We start from the raw sequence: 23,863 nt of genomic DNA on the forward strand, positions 1-23,863 counted from the left end.
GTTATACTTACTACATTTGCATCCGCTATTTAGAGCAACAGTTCATTGAAGAATTACTGGAGAGGTGCCTGAGTGGCCGAAAGGAGCGGTTTGCTAAATCGTCGTAGGTGGAAACACTTACCCAGGGTTCGAATCCCTGTCTCTCCGCAACAGTATGTTGAGAGACATATTTTTTGATAACCAATTCGGGGTGTAGCGTAGCCCGGTTATCGCGCCGCGTTTGGGACGCGGAGGTCGCAGGTTCGAATCCTGCCACCCCGACAAGAAGCCACTGAGAAATCAGTGGCTTTTTTTGTTTTTATACATTAAAAAAACGGTATTGCCTTTTAAATATAATTACATCTAGAACCTTCATTTGTAATATATCACAATTAAAAAAATACTGTTTTCTCCATAATTTGTTAAACGCCAATAAACTCTTATTTTAATTGATAATTCGGCAATAATTAGCTAAAATTTTGCTATTTTGATTATTAAATATTCTTTACTGCTATAGGATAAGCTATAAAGTTCTAAAGGATGATATTTTAATCGGATTATAATGAAAAGGAAGATACTTTTATTAATTTTTTGTGGCTTACTTAGCTATGTTACCAATGCTCAATTCAACAACTTTAAGTTTGAAAACTTAGATACCGTTGATGGTTTATCGAGCAGTACTTGCTTAACTATTTTTCAAGACTCAGAAGGTTTTATGTGGTTTGGTACTATTGACGGCCTTAATAAGTATAATGGGTATGAGTTTGAAGTGTACAAGTCAATATTAAATGATCAGAATTCAATTAGTAATAATAGAATTAATGCCATTGTAGAAGGGGCAGATGGTAATTTATGGATAGGTACTAACAATGGCTTAAATTACTTTAATAAAAAAACGAATAGTTTTCTTAGGGTAGATCTGTACAAGCAACTTTCCTTATCTAACAATCCACGTAAATTTATAAATGCTTTACTTTTTGATGAAGAAAATAATGCCTTGTGGGTAGCTACCAATAATGGTGTCATAAAAATACTACTGGAAGAGTTTAATGCAGATGTATCTGAATTAAAATTTTACTATTATCTAAATGATGATTCTAACTTAAATTCGTTGGATAATAATATTGTTAATGTAATTCTTAAAGATCAAAACAATGAAATTTGGTTAGGAACCAATGGCGAATATTTAAATAGATATAATGCTGAGCAAGATAATTTTGATCGTGTATTCATTGAGAACACTTCTAACTACGAATTAAACCATATACCCAAGAATATATTTGTTGATGCTGACAATGATTTTTGGATAGGAAATAACCTCTCTAACATTATTCATTGGAATAGGTCCAAGAATACCTTTTCCCATATATCATTTACAGATGAAACGGATATTGCTATTCGTGATATGCATTTAGATAAAGATGGTAATATCTGGGCATCAACAGATGGTTATGGCCTGTTCATTTTAAATAAGACCGAAGAAAAAGTAATTCAGAATTTAGTCAATAACTTTTCCGATTCATTTTCATTACCTAACAATAAACCGTCTAAAATTTATGAAGATTTTAATGGTATTTATTGGATAGGTAGCTATGATAAAGGGGTTAGTAAGTTGGACCCTTCGCAATACGCTTTTGGTCATTATTACTTTCAACCGGGAAACCCATACGGACTAAACGAAAAAATTGTTCAATCTGTTCTCCAAGATTCTAAAGAGCGCCTATGGATAAGTGCTTATAATGGTGGTTTAAATCTATTAAATCAAGAAAACAATACCTTTCAGCATTTTCCACATGACCCCAATAATCGTAACAGTATAAGTTCTAATAGAATTTTGTACACTTTTGAGTCTAAGAATGGGCAAATCTGGGTATGTACTTTAGATGGGGGGGTAAATAGATTTGATCCAGAAAGTTATAATGTTCAACGTTACTTGCACAATGAATCTAACCCCAATACCATAGGTCAAAATTCCGTTTGGTCAGGGGTAGAAGATAATGATAATAGAATATGGCTTGGGTTAAGAACAGAAGGTTTAAGTCTCTTTGATCCTGTATCCAATAAGTTCCATAACTTTAAAAATGTAGCCGGTAAGGAAAATGGACTTGCCAGTAACTTTATATTTTATTTATTCGTCGATTCTAGAAATAGGTTATTTGTTGGCACTTCATTAGGGTTAAACTATATTGATTTAAACCAGTTCAAAGAAAGAATACCTGAAACATTGACCTTTAATGAGATTAAAAAACCGGGTATTGAAGACAACCTTATCAATCATATTTCTGAGGATCATTTAGGAAATATTTGGTTGGGTGCAGATACTGGTATTTATAAATTAGATTCAGATTTTAATGTTCTTAAATCATATACCTCAAAAGAAGGTTTGCCCAATAATTTGGTGGTTGGTGTACAAGAAGATGATAATCACAATTTTTGGATTACAACAAAAAGCGGACTCTCATTTTTAAATACGGAAACAGATCAATTAAAGAACTTTAATATTCATGATGGGTTGCAAGGACCAGAATATCAAAGTAAATCTATTGAGAAAACCAGTGACGGTAGAATTATAATAGGAGGCATAAACGGATTTAATATTTTTCACCCAGATGATATTACATTAAAACCCTCATCACCACTAAAACCTAAGATTACCCAGTTTACATTGAACAATATGCCAGTAGTTGTTGGTGATACGGTCAATGAAAGAATTTTATTAGAAGATAGGGTAGAAGAGTTGGAAAATTTAAAATTGAACTATGATGAAAATTATGTTGCGTTCGATTTTTTGGCACTTCATTTTGAAAACCCAGAAAGGGTACAATATGCCTATAAGTTGCAAGGTCTTGATAACGATTTTGAAACCATTGGCACAAAAAGAGAGGTGAGCTATGCCAACCTAAGTCCGGGGAAATATGGCTTTGAGGTAAAAGCATCTCTAGATGGCAATTGGGAACAAGCTAAGGCAACCATCGTTAATTTTGAAGTTCTTTCGCCACCTTGGAAAACCTGGTGGGCTTATCTACTTTATTCATTGTTTGGTGTATTGCTGTTTTATTTGATAATGAGATATTACACACAAAAAGTACAAGAAGCACAAGAACATGAACTGGATCAGTTGAAACTTCAATTCTTTGTCAATGTTTCCCATGAATTTAGAACACCGTTGACCTTAATAATGAACCCGGTCGATAAAATTTTATCCAATTATTCCTATAATCCGGAAGAGGTGAAGTCTTCAGCTATTTCAATACAGCGCAGTGCACGTAGATTATTGCATTTAGTGAATCAGTTATTGGATTATAGAAAAATGGATGTCGGTATGGCACCCCTTCAGCTCGAAAAAGGAAACATTGTTAAATTTAGTGAAGACATATTTTCACTGTTTGTAGGTCTTGCCAATAAAAAGGAAATTGAATATAGATTTATCTCAGAGTCTGACAGTATCGACTTTTTGTTCGATTTGGATAAGGTTGAAAAAATTATAACCAACCTTATTTCAAATGCCATAAAATTTACCAATGCAGGTGGCGAAATCACCTTTTCAATAAAAAAGGTATCCCAGAAAAAAAGCTCGTCCAAACTATTATTTCTTAAAAAGGAAATGACAGGGGATTTTGTTGAAATAACCGTAACAGATTCGGGAATAGGCTTAGATAAAGAGCAAATTAAAAACATCTTTTCAAGATTTTACCATATAGATGTAACTAAGTCCGGTACGGGAATAGGGCTGAATTTTACGCAGGCTCTGGTGGAAAAACATGGTGGAGAAATTTTTGTGGAAAGTGAATATGGTGTAGGTAGTAAATTTGTGGTGAGATTACCTTTGGATAATAAGTCTACTCCGGTTGAAGTCGAGAATGTAAAAAATGAATTCCTGATCAATTCCATGAAATCTGTAGAATATGAAATGTATATCGCGGATGATGAAAATCTAATTCTGCCAAACCCTAATACTGAAAGTGAAATTGAAAAACCAACTATTTTATTGGTTGAGGATAACAAGGAGCTTCGTCAACACTTAAAGAACGATTTGCAAGACAAATACAAGGTTCTGCAGGCAAAGAATGGGGAAGAGGGCTTAGAAATGGTTAAAAAACGTTACCCAGATTTGGTCATTAGTGATGTTATGATGCCAAAAATGGATGGATTTGAAATGTGCAGGTTGATGAAGACCGAGTTCGAAACTTGTCATATACCTGTCATACTGCTTACGGCTAGAAGTTTGGAAGTAGACAGGGTTAGTGGTTATGATAATGGTGCAGATGCTTACTTATCCAAACCATTTGTTACCAGTGTGCTAAAATCAAGAATTAGAAACCTAATTGAAGCGAAAAAGAGACTTAGAAAACGCTTTTCTGAAATTGGCGGTATTTTCCCATCAAGTGAGGTTACTACCAATAATATGGATGAGGTGTTCTTAGATAAGGCAACAAAGGTAGTATTGGATAATGTTGATGATGAGGATTTTAAGCAAGATGATATATTAAAGGAACTCGGTATAGGTAGGTCACAATTTTATAGAAAGATAAATACCTTAACAGGTAATAATCCTAGTCATTTTATAAGGACAATAAGATTAAGGTATGCTGCAGAACTGTTGGAGAAAAATTGCTATTCTATAAAAGAAGTTACCCATATGTGTGGCTTCAATTCAACGGCTTATTTTAGTAAAACCTTTAGAGAATTATTCAATGTAACCCCAACGGAATATATGGAGGGTAATAAAGGTGAACCAGTAAAAGAGGACAATTAATGTATGGCCATCTAAATTTAAATAGGTCAATAAAAAAGAATGCAATTGTACATATAATATAATTGCATTCTTTTTTTAGCATGCCTACTGGCCAGGTAACTAATTTTTTTATGTGCTATTAATTAAAAAGTACTGACAGCGTATAAGGGCAATCTATAAATGAATTGTATGCTTTTCCATTTCCATAAACCGATTCATGTTTACTTTTTATACTTTATTCAAAGGAAAGTTTCTGCATAAAAAAAGGCAGCAATACATTACGTATTACTGCCTTTAAACTAACTCAACACAATTATCTTAGTAACCAGGATTCTGGTTTAGGTTTTCATTTAAACTTGTTTGCGATGTAGGTATGGGAAATAAGTAGTTATCTCTTGTAAAATTACGTGTAGCAGAAGGTTGAACGATCAACGCTCTTCTTTCGCCCACGCCTGTTTCGGTAACTCCTTCTCCAAAGCCATATCCGCCTGGCGTGTATAGGTCTGGGTTGTTTTCATAAACAGTACCTTCTATAACTGCACCATAAATAGTTTCACCTAGTTCTTCCTCGGCAATACCCCATCTTTTAAGATCATTGAATCTCGTTGCACCTTCGGCATAAAGCTCTATAGTGCGCTCTCTTCTAATTTCGGTTTCAATATCCATATTATTGGTAGCCAAAAAGGAATTTGTTAATGGTGGTAAACCAGCTCTAGCTTTGACCAAGTTGATAGATTCATCCATTTGGGCATCGGTTAGGCTTCCATTCAATTCATATAAAGCTTCTGCGTACATTAAATAAACTTCTGCTAAACGAATAAACGGCATGTCATAAGCTTCAGTTTTTGTAGCTCTGTAGGCTTCATCCGTACCCCATTTCCAACTCATGAATTTAGAGTTGAAATAGCCAAAATTGTTGGTACCGTTCAACAGAACATCTCCGTTTTGAGGAATTTCACCAAGGGTTTTATGGTACGTGAAATAAGCTCTCATTCTGTAATCCCTATTTTGAAATTCATCTGATGTATTTTCATAACCTTGAAATAATGGAGATTGGTCAATTGGCAATCCATCTGAACTTAAGAAAAGGTCCATCATTTTTCTACTAGGCTTAACTCTACCTTCATAAACATGGCTTAAAAGGTCACCGGCCTGTCTAAAGGTGAAATCATATTTGTTATAAAATATGAACTCCTTATTCGTAGCCTTGTCTAAACCTGCTGGGTTAGAACCACCATCTTCTAAGTTGAAAAGGAAGTTAGAACTTAAGTTGTCTAACTCATCATTGTAATCCCATAGTTCAAAGCCACCTTGGTCCATTACGGTTTTGGTAAGTGTAATTACTTCTTGTAAATAAACATCTATGTTAGAAGCATTAAAACCTTCACTACCGGCACCTGTACTTGTACCATCGCCATCGGTAGAAGTACCTACGTATTTCATCCAAGTAGCTTCGTGTAATAAAACATCTGCTTTAAAAGCCATTGCAGCCCATTTACTGATCTTACCTTTATCTTCAGAAGCTATTTCTTGCTCCGTAGGTAAACCTGCGATAGCATCATCTAAATCCGCTAAAATTTGAGCAACAACTTGGTATCTGCTACTGCGAGGAGCGTTTAATTCTTCATCACCAACATCTAAAGGTCTGGTAACCAAAGGAACACCACCAAAACGCTGTACTAAATTAAAATACTGGTACGCTCTGTGAAACTTAGAGGCAGCCACATAAGGAACAATACTTTCTTCACCTTCGTAAGCCTCCGCTCTTTGTAATAAAAGATTGATATCTCTAATAGTAGAGTATGGGGTAGAGTAGTATCCGTCAGATTCAGGAGCTCTAGTATCGCCTCTACTATATATTTGCATATCACTATCTTCGGTATATCCTACCAAATCAGAACCGTGATCAGCATAAATTCCTTGATCATACCTCCACGTCATTAGGTCTGTATAGAATCTGTTAGAGCCGGTTAAAAAATGATCAGCTTCAGTATAGTAAACCTGGTCTGTAATAGATGCAGGTGGATCAAGGTCAATGAATTCGTCTTCACAAGATGTAAAGAAGACCATTAAACATGGTATTATTATATATTTTATTTTTTTCATCTGTATATGATTTTATGATGTATAATCTACTTTTATAATTGTATTAGAGCGATACTTTTAAACCTAATGCCCAAGTACGCATAAAAGGGTATGCACTATTGTTAGAGCTCGCTTGAAACTCTGGATCGTAACCATCTTTAACGCTAGTTAACTCGAACAAATCGTTTCCTGAAAAATAGATACGTAAGTTATTAATAGGTGTATTTCCAATGCTTAAATCTCTAAAGGTATACCCTATGATAAGCGACTTTAATCTCATATATCTATTATTCTGTAAGATATGATCTTTAGAACGGTAGTTCCAAGCAGATAATCCACGTTGAGTGGTCAACCTAGGAAATTCAGCATCTCTATTATCTTCGGTCCAAGTTCTACCTAACCATGTGTTAGATTGATTTTGCCATTCAGCTTGAAAAGGTTGCGCAAAATATCCTGTTCTATAAATGTTATGCTCAAGAGCTCCTTGAAAGAAGGCACTAAGATCAAAGTTCTTATACTTTAAGTCAAAATTGAATCCGTACACATAATGTGGAGCGGCATCTCCACTATAGGTTAAATCTTCGTTATCTAATGTACCATCTCCGTTAGAATCTACAACACGCATATCTCCTGGTCTTAAAGCGTCATTAGATGTTTGTAGCGGTAAAATTCCACCTTCATTTAAGCTAGCATAATAAGCATCAACTTCTGCTTGAGAATCAAAATAACCATCCGTTTCCCATAAGAAGAAAGAGTTGATAGGTCTATTTAAAATATTTCTTCCGCTTTCAGCATCGTTTAAGTTCTCAAAAATTGTTTGAGCACCGTCGTATTGGGTAATCTCATTTCTGGTATCACTCATATTAGCACTAACTGTGAATTCTAAATCGCCAATATTCCCTTGGTATCCTAACATGGCTTCCCAACCATCGGTTTCCAATGTTCCAATATTGGTAAATGGAGTTGCCGTACCTAATACAGATGTTTCAATACCTCTAACCAACATACCTACGTTTTCTTTTTGGTACAAATCAAAAGAACCAAAAACCTTACTGTTGAACAGTCTAAAGTCAACTCCAATTTCCTTGGTTACAATTCTCTCCCAAGTAGTACTGCTACTAAATAAGCTACTAGCAACAGAAGTTGCCTGTTGACCGGCATTTGTTTCTCCAAATACGGTATTGCCAAAACCTACGGTAGATAAGTAACTAAAATCACCAATACCAGAAGTACTACCCAATTCACCGTAACCACCTCTAAGTTTTAAAAAGGAAATTAAGTTGCTTTCTTTTAAGAAGTCTTCTGAACTAATTACCCAACCACCGGAAACACTACCGTAGTTAGACCATTTAGAGCCTTCGGCAAATCTAGAAGATCCATCTCGTCTACCTTGAACCTCTAATAAGTATTTGCTTTTGTAATCATAGTTAATACGGCCAATGTAACCAAAGAAACCCCAAGATGTACCCCCACCAGAAGTGGTCACCAATTGATCTGTAGCTCCTAAATTGATATCATAAACGCCATAATCTACAAAACCGTTTCTTTTAATGGAATATTCGTTTACATCGTTTTTTTCAGCTTCAATAGCTAAAAGTCCAGATATATTGTGATCACCAAATTGGTTTGCGTAGTTTAAGGTGCCCTTGTAGTTCTTATAAGTAATGTTACCATCATTACTGTCAGGACCGGTACCTTCTTGAATAGAGGTAGTGTTATTTATATTGTTAGAGAATTTTCCGCCCCAACTGTAAAGAGGTACGGATACAAAGTAAGATTGATATTCACTATTTTGTCTACTAATGGCATAAGACCCGGTAAAATCTAAATGGTCCGTAAATTTGTATTTTGCCAGTGCGGATATTTTAAACTGCTCTACGGTTTTGTTTTCACGACCACCATCTATTACTTGAGCTACACCATTTCTGTCACCTGTAATAAGGTCACCACCAAAGTTGGCATAATATTGACCATCTGGATTGTAGGTTGGAAAAAGAGGGGCATCATAAGTGGCAGCTTCTCTCCCAAGTCCACCAGAAGGTCCAGAGAATTTGTTGTTGAAATATGTAATATTGGTGTTTACACTAAGTCTATCGCTAATATCAGCGCTATAGTTCATGGAGAAGTTATATCTATCAGAACTATCATCTGCAACTTTTAAACCACCTACGTTGTTATCATAACCAGCGGAAATACGAAAGTTACTCGTCTCGGTACCACCAGAGATACTAATGTTATGTTGGCTAGAATAAGAGTTACCGAACATTTCATCAAATCTAGGGGCGTTACCTAACCAAATATTACCGTTAATGGGTAGGTCATAATATCCTTCATCACCAGAAGCGATTCTATCAAGAGTTTCAAGGTCGTTCCAGAAGAAATATCTTGGTGGCTTACCAGATGCAATATCTTCACGAGCCGCTGCAGCATATAACTGTCCGTACTGTGACATGGTTGGTGTTGGTGGGCGTATACCTATGGTACCTACTCTGGACACCGTGCTGATATCTACAGAAATCTTTCCCTTACCTTTTTTAGTAGTAACCAATATAACACCACCAGCAGCACGAGAACCATATACAGAAGCAGATCCACCTTTTAGTACACTAATACTTTCAATGTCATTAGGGTTCATATCATTAAATGATGATGAGTTTATAGAAGGAATACCGTCAATAACAATTAAAGGTTCTATTCCATTAATAGATGAAGCACCTCTAATTAAGAAGTTGACACCTTCGTCACCTGGTCTAGATGAAGTACGGGTAACAACAAGACCGGGAGTTCTACCTTGAAGGGCAAGAGCGGGACTACCAACAGCCAAATCTTCAAAAGCCTCTGCCTTTACCTGTTCTACAGAACCGGTTAGGGTTTCTTTTTTGGCAGTACCATAACCAACAACAACTACTTCATCTAAAGCAGTAGTGTCCGGTTCTAGAGATACGTTGATTACAGTTTTGGAACCTACGGTAATCTCTTGCTTTAAGAACCCTAAATAGGAAACAACAAGAATGGCATCTGAAGAAGGTACGTTGATAGAATAATTTCCATCAAAATCGGTAACGGTACCTGTTGTTGTGCCTTTAACGACAACGGCAACACCAGGTAGACCCATGCCGTCATCACTACTTACTATAGTACCCGTTATTGTAAGTTGTTGTTCTGAGTTCAACAGGTCAACATCACTATTCAAAGTATTACTAGCCGTAATCGCGAACGCGTGGTTTGTGCACAAAACTACAAACCCAACCAATAAAGGTATCATGGTCTGTAATTTCCATTTAGAAAGTTTGATTAGTTTAATCATAAGATTGTTAATTTAATTAGTTAATTAATGTCGTTTCATCAGTTTCCCGATACAGTAATTATCATATTGATATTTGTTAAGCCAATGTTAATTATAATTGGAGCAAAGGGTTATAAATTATTACTCAATGGTTATAAATTATATTCCTTTTTACTGAAACAGGGGTTAAATCCGTTTTTTGGGCAGGCACAAATTGTCTGAAACACATTTTTTTAACAGTTTTTTTGTTGGTTGTTGATTCAACAGTACAAGCTAAAATTTTTGCATAATAATCTATACCTATTATATAAGTACATATATTAAATTATCAACACTATTATATAATTATTTGATTTACAGTATTTTATTTAAGATTTTAACGCATCTGATTATACGGTTTTAGGCTTGTGTCAAATTTCACTTCACTGTACGGTAATATGTGCGAATTCACTTTTATGAAGTAGAAAGTTGATTTATGGAAATTTCAGAAGGTTTTTATGGAAAAACATAAGGGCTATATGTAAAATGCCAAATATTCTATGATTTATGGGTCATTTTGAACGCTATTTTATAGTGATTGAATGATAGTTTATCTACTTCAAAAGACATTCTTAATAAACTTGTTTAACAGTAATTCATCAGCATTTTTATCAGTGGAATTTTCCATTTCCGAATCATTTCTACTGAATTAAACATTTACAAACTAAGGCAGTTTTTGCCTCATTATTAAGAAAAATATGAATCGATTATTCCTATTACTTTTTGTCTTAACGTTGACTAATTGTTCTAACCAAGAGAAGAATAGCGTTGTTGATACTAAAAAAATATTGTCTCAAAATGTAGAAAAAACAAAAGAAACATTAAAGGTGTTGACTCCAGATCAAGGGTTTGCCAGAAATATACCCAAGGAACAGACCAATTGGGAATTGGTTGGGGTTAAAGATTGGTGTAGCGGATTTTGGCCAGGAGTAATTTGGTATGCTTACGAGGCTTCAGGTGATGAAGAGCTTCGCGAACAAGCAGAGAAATTCACTGCGCCGCTTAAAAGTATAGCATATAGCCCGGCAGAAAATCATGATATTGGTTTTATGTTGTATACCAGTTATGGTAATGGTTATAGATTGACCAATAATGAGGAGTATAAGAATGTACTGCTAGCCGCGGCAGACACTTTAGCTACCCTTTATAACCCTAATGTAGGTTCTATATTATCATGGCCATCACAGACCCAGTTTAGACATAATACCATTATAGATAATATGATGAATTTGGAACTATTGTTCTGGGCGGCAAAAAACGGGGGAAAACAAGATCTTTATAATGTAGCGGAAAGCCATGCTTTGGTAACAATGAAAAACTTGGTAAGAAAAGATAGCGCTATTTATCACGTAGGTTCTTTTGATGAAACTACGGGCGATTTCTTAAAAGGGCAGACCCACCAGGGTTATGCGGATGAATCTATGTGGGCAAGAGGTCAGGCATGGGGTATTTATGGTTTTAGCGTTGCTTATAGAGAAACACACAGAAAAGAATTTTTAGACACGGCAATAAAGGTCTCTGAGCACTATTTAAATAGATTGCCCCAAGATGGTATTCCATATTGGGATTTTGATGATGTAAATATACCAGATGCTCCAAAAGATGCTTCCGCAGCTGCAATTGCTGCATGTGGTTTGTTAGAATTGTCAAAGTATGTACCTAGTGAAGAACTATCTAAAAAATATATAACAGCGGCAAGAAAAACAATTAACCTGTTATCAGAAGCGCCTTATTATAGTGGTGAAACCAATCAAGCCCTATTATTGCATTCAACAGGTCATTTACCTCATGATTCTGAAATAGATATTCCTATTATTTATGCTGATTATTATTTTATGGAGGCATTGCTAAGGTTGCAGAAAATGGATGAAAATTCATCGCAATTGGCAAAATCATAAGAACTGATCTCTACGATTATCTAGGGTTATACCTCAATATGAAAAAATACTATTGAGGTAATACTTGTATTAAAGTCTTTCTTTTTTGAATTAAGAAATATACGAACATGAATAAAAAAATACTTTTATGGTCCATTACCGCTGCCTTGGCCGGGTTTTTATTTGGCTTTGATGTAGTGGTCATTTCCGGTGCGGATAAAAAATTACAGGAACTATGGCAATCGTCAGATTCTTTTCATGGTTGGGTGGTTATGGGTATGGCACTTTGGGGTACTGTAATTGGAGCTATTTTTGGTGGTAAACCAACAAATAAGTATGGTAGAAAAAAAACCTTGATTGTTATTGGCGTCCTTTTTGCCTTTTCCGCAATTGGGTCTGCATTGGCCAACGACCCTTATATATTTGCACTTTTTAGGTTCATAGGCGGTATTGGTGTAGGAGCTTCTACCATTGCGGCACCTGCGTATATATCTGAAATTGCACCGGCAAATGAAAGGGGGAAATTGGTAGCTATGTACCAATTTAATATTGTGTTTGGAATATTAATAGCCTTTTTATCAAATTACCTATTAAGTGGTAGTGGTGAAAATGATTGGCGATGGATGCTTGGTGTAGAAGCTATACCGGCCATATTGTACATCTTGTTCGCAATGAAATTGCCAAAAAGCCCTAGATGGTTATTATCAAAATCTAGGTTAGAGGAAGCAAAAGAGGTGTTGGCAATAATCAATCCTACTATTAACGTCGATGAACAGCTAAAAGCTATCGAAGGCGCTGATGAAAAGCCAGATGCTTCCGAAACCATTTTTATCAAAAAATATCGTTTTCCCCTTACTTTAGCCTTTTTAATTGCGTTTTTCAATCAATTTTCGGGAATAAATGCCTTTTTATATTATGCGCCTAGAATTTTTGAAGAAGCGGGTTTAGGAGAAAGTACAGCTTTATTAAGCAGTGTAGGTATAGGGGTAACCAATCTTGTTTTTACGCTTTTAGGAGTGTTCTTGATAGATAAATTGGGGAGAAAAACCCTTATGTATTTTGGTTCTGTAGGTTATATAGTTTCTTTGAGCTTAGTGGCTATGGCATTTTTCTTTAACTGGACAGGTATGGCCGTACCCATATTCTTATTCATTTTTATAGCAGCACATGCCGTAGGGCAGGGTGCGGTAATTTGGGTATTCATTTCTGAAATATTTCCAGATCATTTAAGGGCATCCGGTCAATCTTTTGGTAGTGCCACGCATTGGGTTTTGGCTGCATTGATACCCTCATTAATACCCTATTTATTTAGTCATCCATCAATTGGAGCTGGGGCGGTGTTTTTATTTTTTACAGCAATGATGGTTTTACAGTTATTGTTTGTTGCTTTTATGATGCCGGAAACAAAGGGAAAAACTTTAGAGGAACTTCAGAAAATACTATTGAAGAAATAAATTGTAGAAGAATGGGAAACAAGAAATATTTTTTATTGGTTTTGCTATTTCATATGGCCTTATTGGTTTCAGCTTCAAGTGTTGATACATTGATCGTACACAGTAAGGCAATGAACAAGGACATTAAAAATGTAGTCATCACTCCCAATGGATATGGAAAAAAGAATACTCCCTATAAAGTGGTTTATTTATTACATGGTGCTGGCGGTGACTATAAAGCTTGGCTAAAAGTAGCACCAAAGTTAACGGCGTATGCTGATCAATATAATATCATTATTGTTTGCCCAGATGGAGATGTAAAAAGTTGGTATTTGGACAGCCCTATAGACCCTACTTTCAAATATGAGACCTATGTGTCAAAAGAACTGGTCGCTGAAGTGGATGATAAATACAACACTGTTAAAAATGCAAATGCAAGAGCTATAACGGGCTACAGTATGGGTGGTCATGGTGCCTTATACCTAGCTTTTAAACACTATGACGTTTGGGGAGTTGCCGCTAGTATGAGTGGTGGTGTAGATATTAGACCTTACGCCTTAAAATGGGGAATACCAGATCGTTTGGGCAGTTTTGCCGAAAACCCTGAGCATTGGGAGAACAATAGTGTAATCAATTTAGTGCATTTGATCAGTGATAAGAAGTTGGTTTTTCAAGTAGATTGCGGTACTGAAGATTTCTTCTACGAGGATAATAAGAGGTTACACGAAAAATTAATGGAAAGAAAAATTCCGCATGAATATATAGAACGCCCAGGAAAACATAATCCGGACTATTGGAGAAATTCAATTAAGTATCAATTGTTGTTTTTCAACGAGTTTTTTAATAATCATACAACCGACCAATAATGCATTTATACTCAATTATAATAAATAGAACTTCAAAATGCTTACTGCTGGTTTTTGCATTGATTTTGTCATGCTCAAAGGTTCCGGAATATACCGTAACATCACCAAATGGTAAAAATGTATTTACGGTTTTCCCCGGTTATCATAGTGACCATTCTAATGGATTGGGATTTGATATTATGTATGAAGGTAAGCCAGTCTTGCTTCCTTCAGTATTGGAAATTTCTACCAACCATTTTGATTTGAAAGGAGATTGGTCCGTATTGAGAGTCGATGAAAATAATGTTGAAAATAGCTGGACAACAAGGTTTGGTGAATTGAGCGAAGTGCCAGATAATTATCGAGAAATAAAAATCCATCTAAAGAAAGGTAAAACACTTGTAAATTTCATTGCTAGGGCGTATGATGAAGGTGTGGCCTTTGCCTATGAAATTCCTGTACAAGCTGACATCAAGGCCCTGGAATTAGATGAAAATATTTATTATAATTTTGAGAAAGACCATATGATGTGGTCTACTCCAAAGCGAGAAAAAGGAGTTTTAACAGCACAAGGCGAGTATAAAAAAATTCCGTTATCAGAGATAGAAACGGGTATTGAAAGACCTTTGTTAATTGAAATTGATGAAAACCTCAAAATAGCTCTTGCCGAAGCAAATTTGGTAGATTATGCCCGTTTAAGTTTTTCTAAAGGTGCTTCCAATAACAGTGTGCTATCAACTTTAGATGGTAAAATGGAAGAAGAAATTCAGGATACCATCACGGGGGCTTTAATTTCGGAACGTAAGAATGATGTGTTTAAAGTAAATAAGCACCTACCATTTCAATCGCCATGGCGTGTAGTAATGATGGCGAAAAATGAAGGTGAATTATTAGAAAACAATTATATACTTCAAAACTTAAGTGAGCCTAATCAACTAAAAGATGATTCTTGGGTAACCCCGGGAAAGGCATTGAGAGAAGCCACGCTAACAACAGAAGGAGGTATGACGGCGATCGATTTTGTTGCGGAACACAACATGCAATACGTTTTGTTCGATGCTGGTTGGTACGGTAATGAAATGTATGAAGAATCAGACGCTACGACCATAACCTTGGACCCTAAAAGATCCAAAGGTCCGTTCAATATTGAAGCCATCACCAAGTATGCCGATGAGAAAGGAATTGGTATAATCTTATATGTCAATAGAAGGGCTTTAGAAAAGCAATTGGATGATATACTGCCCCTGTATAAAAAATGGGGTATTTCAGGAATTAAATTTGGCTTTGTCCGTGTTGGCGATCAAGAAGCTACTGCTTGGTTGCATAATGCTATCAAAAAGGCATCTGAATATGGATTCATTGTAGATGTACATGATGAATACAGACCTACAGGTTTCTCAAGAACATATCCTAATTTATTGACACAGGAAGGTATTGAGGGTGATGAGGAAAGTCCTACGAATGAGCAGACACTTAACACCATGTTTACAAGAATGTTGGCAGGCGCAGCGGATAATACGGTTTGCTATTATAATAGCAGAGTAAATAAAATGGGCTCGCATGCATCTCAGTTGGCAAAAACTGTTTGTCTATTTAGTCCGCTGCAATTGCTTTATTGGTATGACAAGCCTGCTTCTTCTTTAGAGAAAAATGATGGTCTATGGGGAGATACCAAGCATATAGGCAATGAACCCGAACTGGAATTTTTTGATAATGTACCCACAACGTGGGATGAAACAAAAGTGTTGCATGCCAAGGTAGGGGAGATTGGAGTATTGGCAAGAAGAAAAGGTTCGGAATGGTTTGTAGGCGGAATCAATGGAACGGCTCCTCAGCAATTGGAAATCGATTTCAGTTTTTTAAAAGAAGGGGATACTTATAAGGCAAAATTATATACTGATGATGAAATGGTTGAAACCCGTACAAAAGTAAAAATTGAAGAATTGCAGCTTTCAAGTACAGAAACTTTAGATTTAGAGATAAAACCTAATAACGGATTTACCATGCATATAATTCCGGTTAAGTAAAACGAAAATGAAATTAGGCATACAGAACATATTCCAAAGTATATGGTTGACAATAGCATTTGTTATAGTTGGGGGAATAATGGTATATGGTCAAAAAAGTGTTCATCCTAGAATTTATACAACCGATCAAAACAAAGCCGTTTTTCTTCAAACCATTGAAAATGTTCCATGGAAAAAGGAATTGGTAACACGTAAAAAAGAACGGTTACAAAAGTATATAGCCCTTTGGAAAAATGATAAGGAATGGTTGGTGTCCCGTTTACAAATGAACTGGAAAACCAAGCATGATAAAGTGTATTTAGAAGGCGGTGATTTTTCTCATTCAGAAGGTAAGGCACCTGTGCCCACTGTTCGTTTTTCTGGTACAAGAGATTGGGCAACAGAATATAGATCTCCTTCGTTAGAAAATATAACTCCGTATACGGACAACCCTAAGGGACTGTATTTAGAGCATAAAAAGACGGGTAAAAAGGAATGGGTAGCACCTAAAGAATCTGGTCATATCATTGAAGGTATTAACCGCAAGATCATGTCTTTAGTAGAAGATTCAGCCTTTTTATATTGGGTAACGGGCGATAGGGTATATGCAGATTTTGCTACCCCCGTTTTTGCTACTTACATTGAGGGTATGTACTACAGAGATGCCCCAATAGACATGGCAAATACCAATCAACAATTTCTTTCTGGGCTGGCAACTTTTGAGGTTATCCATGAAAAAGTACTGATACATCTCATTACCACGTACGACTTTTTATATGATCATTTAAAGGCACAGAAAATAAACATTTCAAAAGCAGAAGCTGTGTTTCAAAAATGGGGTGATCAAATTATTAAGAATGGTGTGCCCAATAATAACTGGAATCTTTTTCAAGCACGTTTTCTTACTTATGTGGCCTTGGTTTTAGAACCAAATAGTAATTACAAAAATGGTAAGGGTAGGGAGTATTACTTAGATCATACTTTTAATACATCAACCGAAAGACAAATTTCCATAAAGGAATCATTGTTGGTTTACGATCAAGAAAACGGTATATGGCCAGAGTCTGCATCTTATTCAGTGCATGTAATTACTACCTTATTAAATATTATAACCCTTTTGGACCATTTTACCAATGCCAATGAGTTATCTAATTTTCCTATAGTTGAAAAAGCAGCTTTGGCATCTTTTCAGTATTTGTTTCCTTCTGGGCATACCATTGGATTTGGAGATTCTTCACATAAAAAATTACCTGCTGAAAATTTTGAGTTATTGATTACCAACTATCAGAAATACGGTGCGAACGAAAAACGGAACATAATTGCCAATTTACTGAACGATATGATTGCCGAGGGCGATTATAAAAGGGAAGTTAAAGACTTGTTTCAATTATTTTTCTATGTCAATAATGTGGTGCCAAATGAGGAGGAAAATGAATTTGATCTTCCATTGGTTTCGCCTACATTTTACGCACCAAACGTAAGCTGGTTCAACCAAAGACTGGGTAGTGAAGCAAATGCTATGATGGTTGCCACAACAGGATCTTATGGTAACCATGCGCATAGTAACGGTATATCTATAGAGTTGTTTGCCAAGGGATCAGTACTTGCACCAGATATGGGAAAAGGGTCAAGTTATTGGCACAAAGATCATACAGAATACTATTCCAGAATGCCGGCACATAATACGGTGGTAGTCAATGGTATTTCGGATTATGAACCTATGAGAAGCCATCATCCATTTCATTTGGAAAATAGTTTCCCCAAAACTGGTGAAACCCCAATTTTTGATCAAGTTACTTTTTCTAATGTTTCATTTGTTGAGCCTAAAACCAAGGCTCGGCAATTACGATTTACTTCGTTGATAAAAGGTCCTTCAGGAGCCGGTTATGTCGTTGATGTTTTTAGGTCTAGAAAACCAGGTAGTGATGGGCAAAGGCATGATTATTTTTATCACAACCTTGGGGATGCATTTAAGATCAGTTCAAATGAAGAGGTTTTGAAATTGGAAGATACCGAAGATTTAGGGAGTCATCAAGGTGATTTAAAGGCATATGATTATCTCACCGAAAAAAAGAAGTTGACAACCGCCAAAGCGGTTAGTGCTAATTTCAATTTTACATCAGAAGATGGTACCTCAGATTTAATGGAAGTTTGGGTAAAGGGCAGTGCTGATCAAACACTTTATTCAGCAATGGCGCCCAAGTCTAAAGCGATAACAAGTGGTACTTCTCCAAAAGAATTATTGAACAAACCAATACCAACATTGATCGTTCAACGAAATGCCGAAGCATGGGAGAATCCGTTTGCCATGGTATTTAACCCTTTAGGAACAGATGAAGATAATCCTATTTTAGAAGTTGAATATGCTCAAAAAATAGAAAATAGCACTGCTCAACAGATCCAGGTAAAATTTAAAGATGAGGCAACGCAAGATAACATTGTACTAAATGAAAATGAAAGTGTTATTTATGATCAAGGTAATCTGTATCAAAAAGGATTGTTGTCCATAACGAGAACCGAAGAAAACAAAGCGCAACCTTCTTTTATTTTTCTTTCGGGTATGTACAGGTATGAACATAACAATTGGGGAATTCAGGCATCTGGCGCTCCAGTGACTCTTTCCTTTGACATTAAAGAAAACGAAATAATACTACAGAACGATCAGCCTGTTGTTTTGAATATGCCTAAACCTAAAAACGGTAGTGAGGCAATATTATATATCTATGAAGATAATGAGTTAATTGACACACGCAAAGGACTAAAAAGCTGGGTCAATGATGAGCAATTAGAATTTAGATTATCAAAAGATTATGCAAAAGCTGTTATCAAATTTCAAAGTAGTAATAATGAAAAATAAAAAGCCACATCATATTTTGACTCGCAGCCTCATCGTATTGGTCATTTTCATTGGTGGTTCTTTAACGGCACAGAACAATTGGAGTACAACCATACCTGGAAAGGACTTAAAAGAGTTAGTGTATAAGGTAGTCGATGGCGATACGTTAAAAATGCAGTTATACTCTCCGGATAATTGGAGTACCGCAAAAGCATATCCAACAATTGTATTCTATTTTGGAGGAGGTTGGAATGGTGGTAGCTTAGACCAGTTTAGGGCACAAGCTGGGTATTTTGCTTCAAGGGGCATGGTAACGGTATTGGCAGATTACAGGGTAAAAAGTAGACATGGTACCACACCATATGAATCCGTAAAAGATGCAAAATCTGCAGTTAGGTATTTAAAGGGGAATGCGGCTAATTTGCAAGTAGATACTACAAGTATGGTAACAGCAGGTGGTTCTGCTGGCGGACATTTAGCCGCGGCAGTAGCTTTATTGCCGGGAGTTAATGAAATCACGGACAATTTAGAAATAGATACCAAGGTAAGCGCAGTAATATTGTATAATGCCGTGGTGGACAATGGTCCGGGTGAAGGTGGTTTTCAGCATGAGAGAATGGGTGAAAACTATCTGGATATTTCGCCTATACATCATATAGAAAAAGGTGCTCCGCCTACATTATTGTTTTTAGGTGCTCAAGACCATCTAATTCCGGTTTCTGTGGCAGAAGAGTATAAGTCAAAAATGGATGCGGTAGGTAGTAGATGTGATGTTTTTATTTATGAAGGGCAAGGTCATGGATTCTTTAATCCTAAAGTAAAAACAGCTGAGTATTATAAAAAGACAACTTACGAAGCAGACAAGTTTTTAAATTCTTTAGGTCATATTAAAGGAAAACCAACAATAGAATAACATAAAATTTATGAGAAAATATTGTCTTTTGGTTTTGATTTTAAGTTTTGTGTATTCATGTACCACAGAGCAAAAAACCGTTGATTTATATGTAGATGTCAATGTAAATACTTCTGGTGACGGCAGTATGGACAATCCTTTCACAACAATTTCAAATGCTTTGACCAAAGCGAAAGAAATTAAATCAACTTCTTTGAATACGCATGTAAACGTTAATCTTTTGGAAGGTGAATATTATTTGGATAAACCTATAATGATAGATAGCTCTTTAAGCGGACTTTCCATAATTGGAGCTCATCCGGCTAAGGTAATACTTAAGGGATCTAGAAAACTAGTGGCACAATGGCAGAAGTTCAATGAAAATATCTACGTAACACAAGTGCCCCAAAATTTAAGTTTTGATCAGTTGATCATTGGTGACGAACCACAAATATTGGCGAGATACCCAAATTATGATGAGAATGGAGGGTACTGGCAAGGGCATGCTGCAGATGCTATTGGTAAAGAGAAAGTAGCTACGTGGAAAAATCCCATTGGTGCGTATTTTCATGTATTACATAATGGCAGATGGGGCGGTTTTCATTATAAAATCATAGGATTGAACGAAGATGGTACACCAAAATTGGAGGGCGGGCATCAAAATAACAGACCATCAAGGCCACATGAAGAATACCGTATGGTGGAGAATGTATTTGAAGAGTTAGATGCACCAGGCGAATGGTTTTTAGATAAGGCGAATGCTAAGTTATATTATTATCCTACTACTAAGATCAATTTGGAAAATGCCAAGGTTGAGGTCTCTACCCTAAAAAGTTTGATTCAGGTTATTGGTACGACCAAAAATCCGGTTAAAAATGTTACTATATCAAACATTGGTTTACAGCATACGGAACGCACTTTTATGAAAAAGTATGAGCCATTATTGCGAAGCGATTGGACTATTTATCGCGGAGGAGTAGTGTTCTTTGAAGGCACTGAAAATTGTACCATAACAAATAGTATTCTTAAAGATTTAGGCGGTAATGCCATTCTGGCTAGTAAGTATAATGCTGACTTGAGAATAACCGAAAATCATATCTATGATTGCGGTGGCAGTGCCATTAGTTTTATAGGTGATCCTTCTGCCGTTAGGTCACCGGCTTTTCAATATGGTGAAATAGTCCCATATTCGGAGATGGATACTTTACCCGGTCCAAAAAATGAACTATACCCAAGAAATAGCTTGGTAGAGAATAATTTAATTCATCGTATCGGTAGAACCGAAAAGCAAACAGCGGGTGTACAAATTGCCATGGCTATGGATATCACCATACGTTCCAATAGTATTTATGACGTACCACGGGCAGGTATAAACATTGGTGATGGCACGTGGGGCGGTCACTTAATTGAAAAAAATGATGTTTTCAATACCGTACTGAAGACCAGTGACCATGGGTCTTTTAATTCGTGGGGGCGCGATCGTTTTTGGCACCCTAATAGAAAAGTGATGGATAGCATGACCTTAGAGCACCCCAAAATGTATACTTGGGATGCCATAAAAACAACGACCATTCGCCAAAATAGATTTAGATGTGATCACGGTTGGGACATTGATCTGGACGATGGATCTTCCAATTATCATATTTACAATAATCTCTGTTTAAATAATGGTATTAAGCTCAGAGAAGGCTTTGAGCGAGTTGTAGAGAACAATATTCTGGTAAACAACTCACTGCATCCGCATGTATGGTTTGCCAATAGTTTAGATGTATTTAAACACAACATTGTTGCCAAAGCATATCAAGATGTAGGTTTAAAGGGCTGGGGAGATGATTTGGACTATAATTTATTTTCTAATGAAGAAAGTATGATGAAATCTCAAATTTATAGTAGGGATATTCATAGTACTTATGGTGATCCACAATTTAAAGATCCCTCAATCTTGGATTTTACCGTAACTGCGGATTCTTTAGCATCGACAATAGGGTTTAAAAATTTTCCAATGAATGGGTTTGGAGTACAAATTCCCGCATTAAAGAAACAGGCGAAGACTCCTACAGTTCCTGTTCTTAATTCCAATAACACGTTGGAGGAAGATAAGAGTCCTACTGTAGAATGGCTTCGTAACAGCTTAAAAAGTGTAGATTCTGAACAAGAGCAATCTGCTTACGGATTAAATTCTGCGGCAGGAGTGATCGTTTTAGGGGTTTGGAACAAGAGTCCCGCGGTACAGAATAACGGACTCAAAAAAGGAGACGTGATCATTGCGGTAGAGGGGAAACCTATTTCAACCGTAAAAGATTTTTTCATCATGAACCAAAACCATCAAAATAAAGGCAGATTAGAGGTAGTGGTCATGCGTAATCAATCAGAGAAAAAACTAACAATTCAAACAAAATAATAATCAAATTAAGTAAACAACAACGACATGAAGAAATTAACTAAAATACTAACGGCATTTGTACTGGTAGCTAGTATGAATACTGGTTGTGCACAAACCAAAAAAGTGGTGCAATTATCTGATGATGAACGAATGGAATGGTGGCGTGATGCCAAATTCGGTATGTTCATACATTGGGGTGCATACTCAATAATTGGAGGGGAAAGAGGAGAGAAAATTGCAGGTGGTGGCGCAGAATGGGCTATGGATAAATTAGATTATACCATAGAAGAGTATGAGAAGTTTCCGGCAATGTTCAACCCAGAATTGTTCAATGCCGATGACTGGGTGAAAATGGCGAAAGATGCCGGTATGAAATACATTGTTATCACTTCTAAACATCATGATGGTTTTGGTTTGTGGGATTCAAAAGTATCGGATTATGATATTATGGATGCCTCACCATTTAAACGTGATATTATTAGGGAACTAGCGGAAGCTTCAAGAAAGCAAGGCATTAGATTTGGTGTATATCATTCCATAGTAGATTGGCATCATCCTCAAGCACAAGGCAATTTATTTCCAAACTATAATGCAGGTCAAAAAGACCAGACCGTGGTTAATCCAGAGTTTCCTCAATACTATAAAAATTACCTAAAGCCACAGGTAAAGGAATTGCTTACCAATTACGGCGATATTGATATTGTTTGGTTTGATGGTGATTGGATCGCAGATTATACAACGGAAATGGGTAAGGATATGTACGGATTTATTCGCGAAATGCAACCCAATACCATAATAAACAATAGAGTGGACAAAGGACGAAAAGGTATGGAAGGCATGGATCGTGAAGGTAATTTTGCAGGCGATTTTGGTACACCTGAACAAGAGATACCAGCAACCGGTATTGCTGAAGATTGGGAAGCTTGTATGACCATGAACGGTACATGGGGCTACAAACCAGACGATACCAAATGGAAAAGTAGTGAAGATCTTATTCAAAAATTAGTAGATATCGTATCAAAAGGGGGCAACTTCTTATTAAATATTGGTCCTGATGGTTACGGTAGGTTTCCATCACAAAGTATTAGACGGTTAAAAGCATTGGGTGAGTGGACAGATGCCAATGGCGAGGCAGTTTATGGGGCAAAAGCCAGTCCATTTGATATGCCAGAGTGGGGTAGGTATACCTCAAAAGATGGCGTTATTTACGCACACATTTTCAATTGGCCAGAAGATGGAAAGTTGAAGTTGAACAAGGCGATTAAGCTTAAGAACGCTTCTATGTTGACGAATGCAGCAACATTAAAGACTCAATCTACCGCAGACGGTATAGTTGTAGAGTTGCCAACAGAAAAACCTGATTCAGAGGTAATGGTTTTAAAACTAGAAATATAGGTAATTTATTTAAACGGATCATTGATCTAAATGGTGTTTAAAAAGCTAGAATTAGATGACATAAGGGTTATG

General features: G+C 36.3%; 11 protein-coding genes and 2 tRNA genes. 11 read left to right on the plus strand and 2 right to left on the minus strand.

Translation table 11 applies throughout. The features are described from left to right. Window positions 1-58 precede the first annotated feature (58 nt). The 3 genes from B2Z27_RS10035 (at window position 59) to B2Z27_RS10045 (ending at window position 4,735) form a co-directional block, all read left to right on the plus strand. A tRNA-Ser gene (locus B2Z27_RS10035) sits at window positions 59-147 on the plus strand. A 39-nt stretch (window positions 148-186) separates the two neighbouring features. Then, window positions 187-261: transfer RNA gene (locus B2Z27_RS10040), tRNA-Pro, on the plus strand. A 280-nt stretch (window positions 262-541) separates the two neighbouring features. Next, a complete protein-coding gene (locus tag B2Z27_RS10045; RefSeq protein WP_286813539.1) occupies window positions 542-4,735 on the plus strand; it encodes a hybrid sensor histidine kinase/response regulator transcription factor in 4,194 nt (1,397 codons plus the stop codon). A 297-nt stretch (window positions 4,736-5,032) separates the two neighbouring features. Here the strand turns inward: B2Z27_RS10045 and B2Z27_RS10050 are convergent, their stop codons facing one another. Together B2Z27_RS10050 and B2Z27_RS10055 are read right to left on the minus strand one after the other, a co-directional pair. Next, a complete protein-coding gene (locus B2Z27_RS10050; protein WP_286813540.1) occupies window positions 5,033-6,820 on the minus strand; it encodes a RagB/SusD family nutrient uptake outer membrane protein in 1,788 nt (595 codons plus the stop codon). 43 nt (window positions 6,821-6,863) lie between these two features. Further along, window positions 6,864-10,106, minus strand: coding sequence for a SusC/RagA family TonB-linked outer membrane protein (locus tag B2Z27_RS10055; protein WP_286813541.1), 3,243 nt, complete (start codon window positions 10,104-10,106; stop codon window positions 6,864-6,866). A gap of 716 nt (window positions 10,107-10,822) precedes the next feature. On the opposite strand from B2Z27_RS10055, the gene B2Z27_RS10060 reads away from it, so the two are divergent. From B2Z27_RS10060 to B2Z27_RS10095, 8 genes are all read left to right on the plus strand, one after another. Beyond that, the gene (locus tag B2Z27_RS10060) at window positions 10,823-12,022 is read left to right on the plus strand and encodes a glycoside hydrolase family 88 protein (RefSeq protein WP_091602698.1); all 1,200 of its coding nucleotides are present in this window, start codon (window positions 10,823-10,825) and stop codon (window positions 12,020-12,022) included. A gap of 107 nt (window positions 12,023-12,129) precedes the next feature. Beyond that, window positions 12,130-13,455, plus strand: coding sequence for a sugar porter family MFS transporter (locus B2Z27_RS10065; RefSeq protein ID WP_058105387.1), 1,326 nt, complete (start codon window positions 12,130-12,132; stop codon window positions 13,453-13,455). A gap of 11 nt (window positions 13,456-13,466) precedes the next feature. Further along, window positions 13,467-14,300 carry an alpha/beta hydrolase gene (locus tag B2Z27_RS10070; protein WP_286813542.1) on the plus strand — a complete coding sequence of 278 codons (834 nt, stop codon included), beginning with the start codon at window positions 13,467-13,469 and terminating at the stop codon, window positions 14,298-14,300. Continuing rightward, a complete protein-coding gene (locus tag B2Z27_RS10075) occupies window positions 14,300-16,306 on the plus strand; it encodes a glycoside hydrolase family 97 protein (RefSeq protein WP_286813543.1) in 2,007 nt (668 codons plus the stop codon). The genes B2Z27_RS10070 and B2Z27_RS10075 overlap by 1 nt, the downstream gene beginning before the upstream one ends. Window positions 16,307-16,313: 7 nt before the next feature. Continuing rightward, window positions 16,314-19,142 (plus strand): heparinase II/III domain-containing protein, encoded by a 2,829-nt coding sequence (locus B2Z27_RS10080; protein ID WP_286813544.1) that lies wholly within the window; start codon window positions 16,314-16,316, stop codon window positions 19,140-19,142. Then, the gene (locus B2Z27_RS10085) at window positions 19,132-20,034 is read left to right on the plus strand and encodes an alpha/beta hydrolase (RefSeq protein ID WP_286813545.1); all 903 of its coding nucleotides are present in this window, start codon (window positions 19,132-19,134) and stop codon (window positions 20,032-20,034) included. The genes B2Z27_RS10080 and B2Z27_RS10085 overlap by 11 nt, the downstream gene beginning before the upstream one ends. 10 nt (window positions 20,035-20,044) lie before the next feature. Next, window positions 20,045-22,414: a PDZ domain-containing protein gene (locus B2Z27_RS10090; protein ID WP_286813546.1), complete on the plus strand. Its 2,370-nt coding sequence runs from the start codon at window positions 20,045-20,047 to the stop codon at window positions 22,412-22,414. A 27-nt stretch (window positions 22,415-22,441) separates the two neighbouring features. Continuing rightward, window positions 22,442-23,791 carry an alpha-L-fucosidase gene (locus tag B2Z27_RS10095; protein ID WP_286813547.1) on the plus strand — a complete coding sequence of 450 codons (1,350 nt, stop codon included), beginning with the start codon at window positions 22,442-22,444 and terminating at the stop codon, window positions 23,789-23,791. Window positions 23,792-23,863 lie beyond the last annotated feature (72 nt).

The organism is Maribacter sp. UBA3344 (assembly GCF_002362375.1).
In the GTDB taxonomy this organism is placed as follows: domain Bacteria; phylum Bacteroidota; class Bacteroidia; order Flavobacteriales; family Flavobacteriaceae; genus Maribacter; species Maribacter dokdonensis.

Coding starts and splice junctions, on each gene's coding strand:
- B2Z27_RS10090 (WP_286813546.1), top strand. CDS start 20,045: ATGAGAAAATATTGTCTTTTGGTTTTGATTTTAAGTTTTGTGTATTCA.
- B2Z27_RS10045 (WP_286813539.1), top strand. CDS start 542: ATGAAAAGGAAGATACTTTTATTAATTTTTTGTGGCTTACTTAGCTAT.
- B2Z27_RS10080 (WP_286813544.1), top strand. CDS start 16,314: ATGAAATTAGGCATACAGAACATATTCCAAAGTATATGGTTGACAATA.
- B2Z27_RS10095 (WP_286813547.1), top strand. CDS start 22,442: ATGAAGAAATTAACTAAAATACTAACGGCATTTGTACTGGTAGCTAGT.
- B2Z27_RS10055 (WP_286813541.1), bottom strand. CDS start 10,106: ATGATTAAACTAATCAAACTTTCTAAATGGAAATTACAGACCATGATA.
- B2Z27_RS10060 (WP_091602698.1), top strand. CDS start 10,823: ATGAATCGATTATTCCTATTACTTTTTGTCTTAACGTTGACTAATTGT.
- B2Z27_RS10065 (WP_058105387.1), top strand. CDS start 12,130: ATGAATAAAAAAATACTTTTATGGTCCATTACCGCTGCCTTGGCCGGG.
- B2Z27_RS10085 (WP_286813545.1), top strand. CDS start 19,132: ATGAAAAATAAAAAGCCACATCATATTTTGACTCGCAGCCTCATCGTA.
- B2Z27_RS10050 (WP_286813540.1), bottom strand. CDS start 6,820: ATGAAAAAAATAAAATATATAATAATACCATGTTTAATGGTCTTCTTT.
- B2Z27_RS10075 (WP_286813543.1), top strand. CDS start 14,300: ATGCATTTATACTCAATTATAATAAATAGAACTTCAAAATGCTTACTG.
- B2Z27_RS10070 (WP_286813542.1), top strand. CDS start 13,467: ATGGGAAACAAGAAATATTTTTTATTGGTTTTGCTATTTCATATGGCC.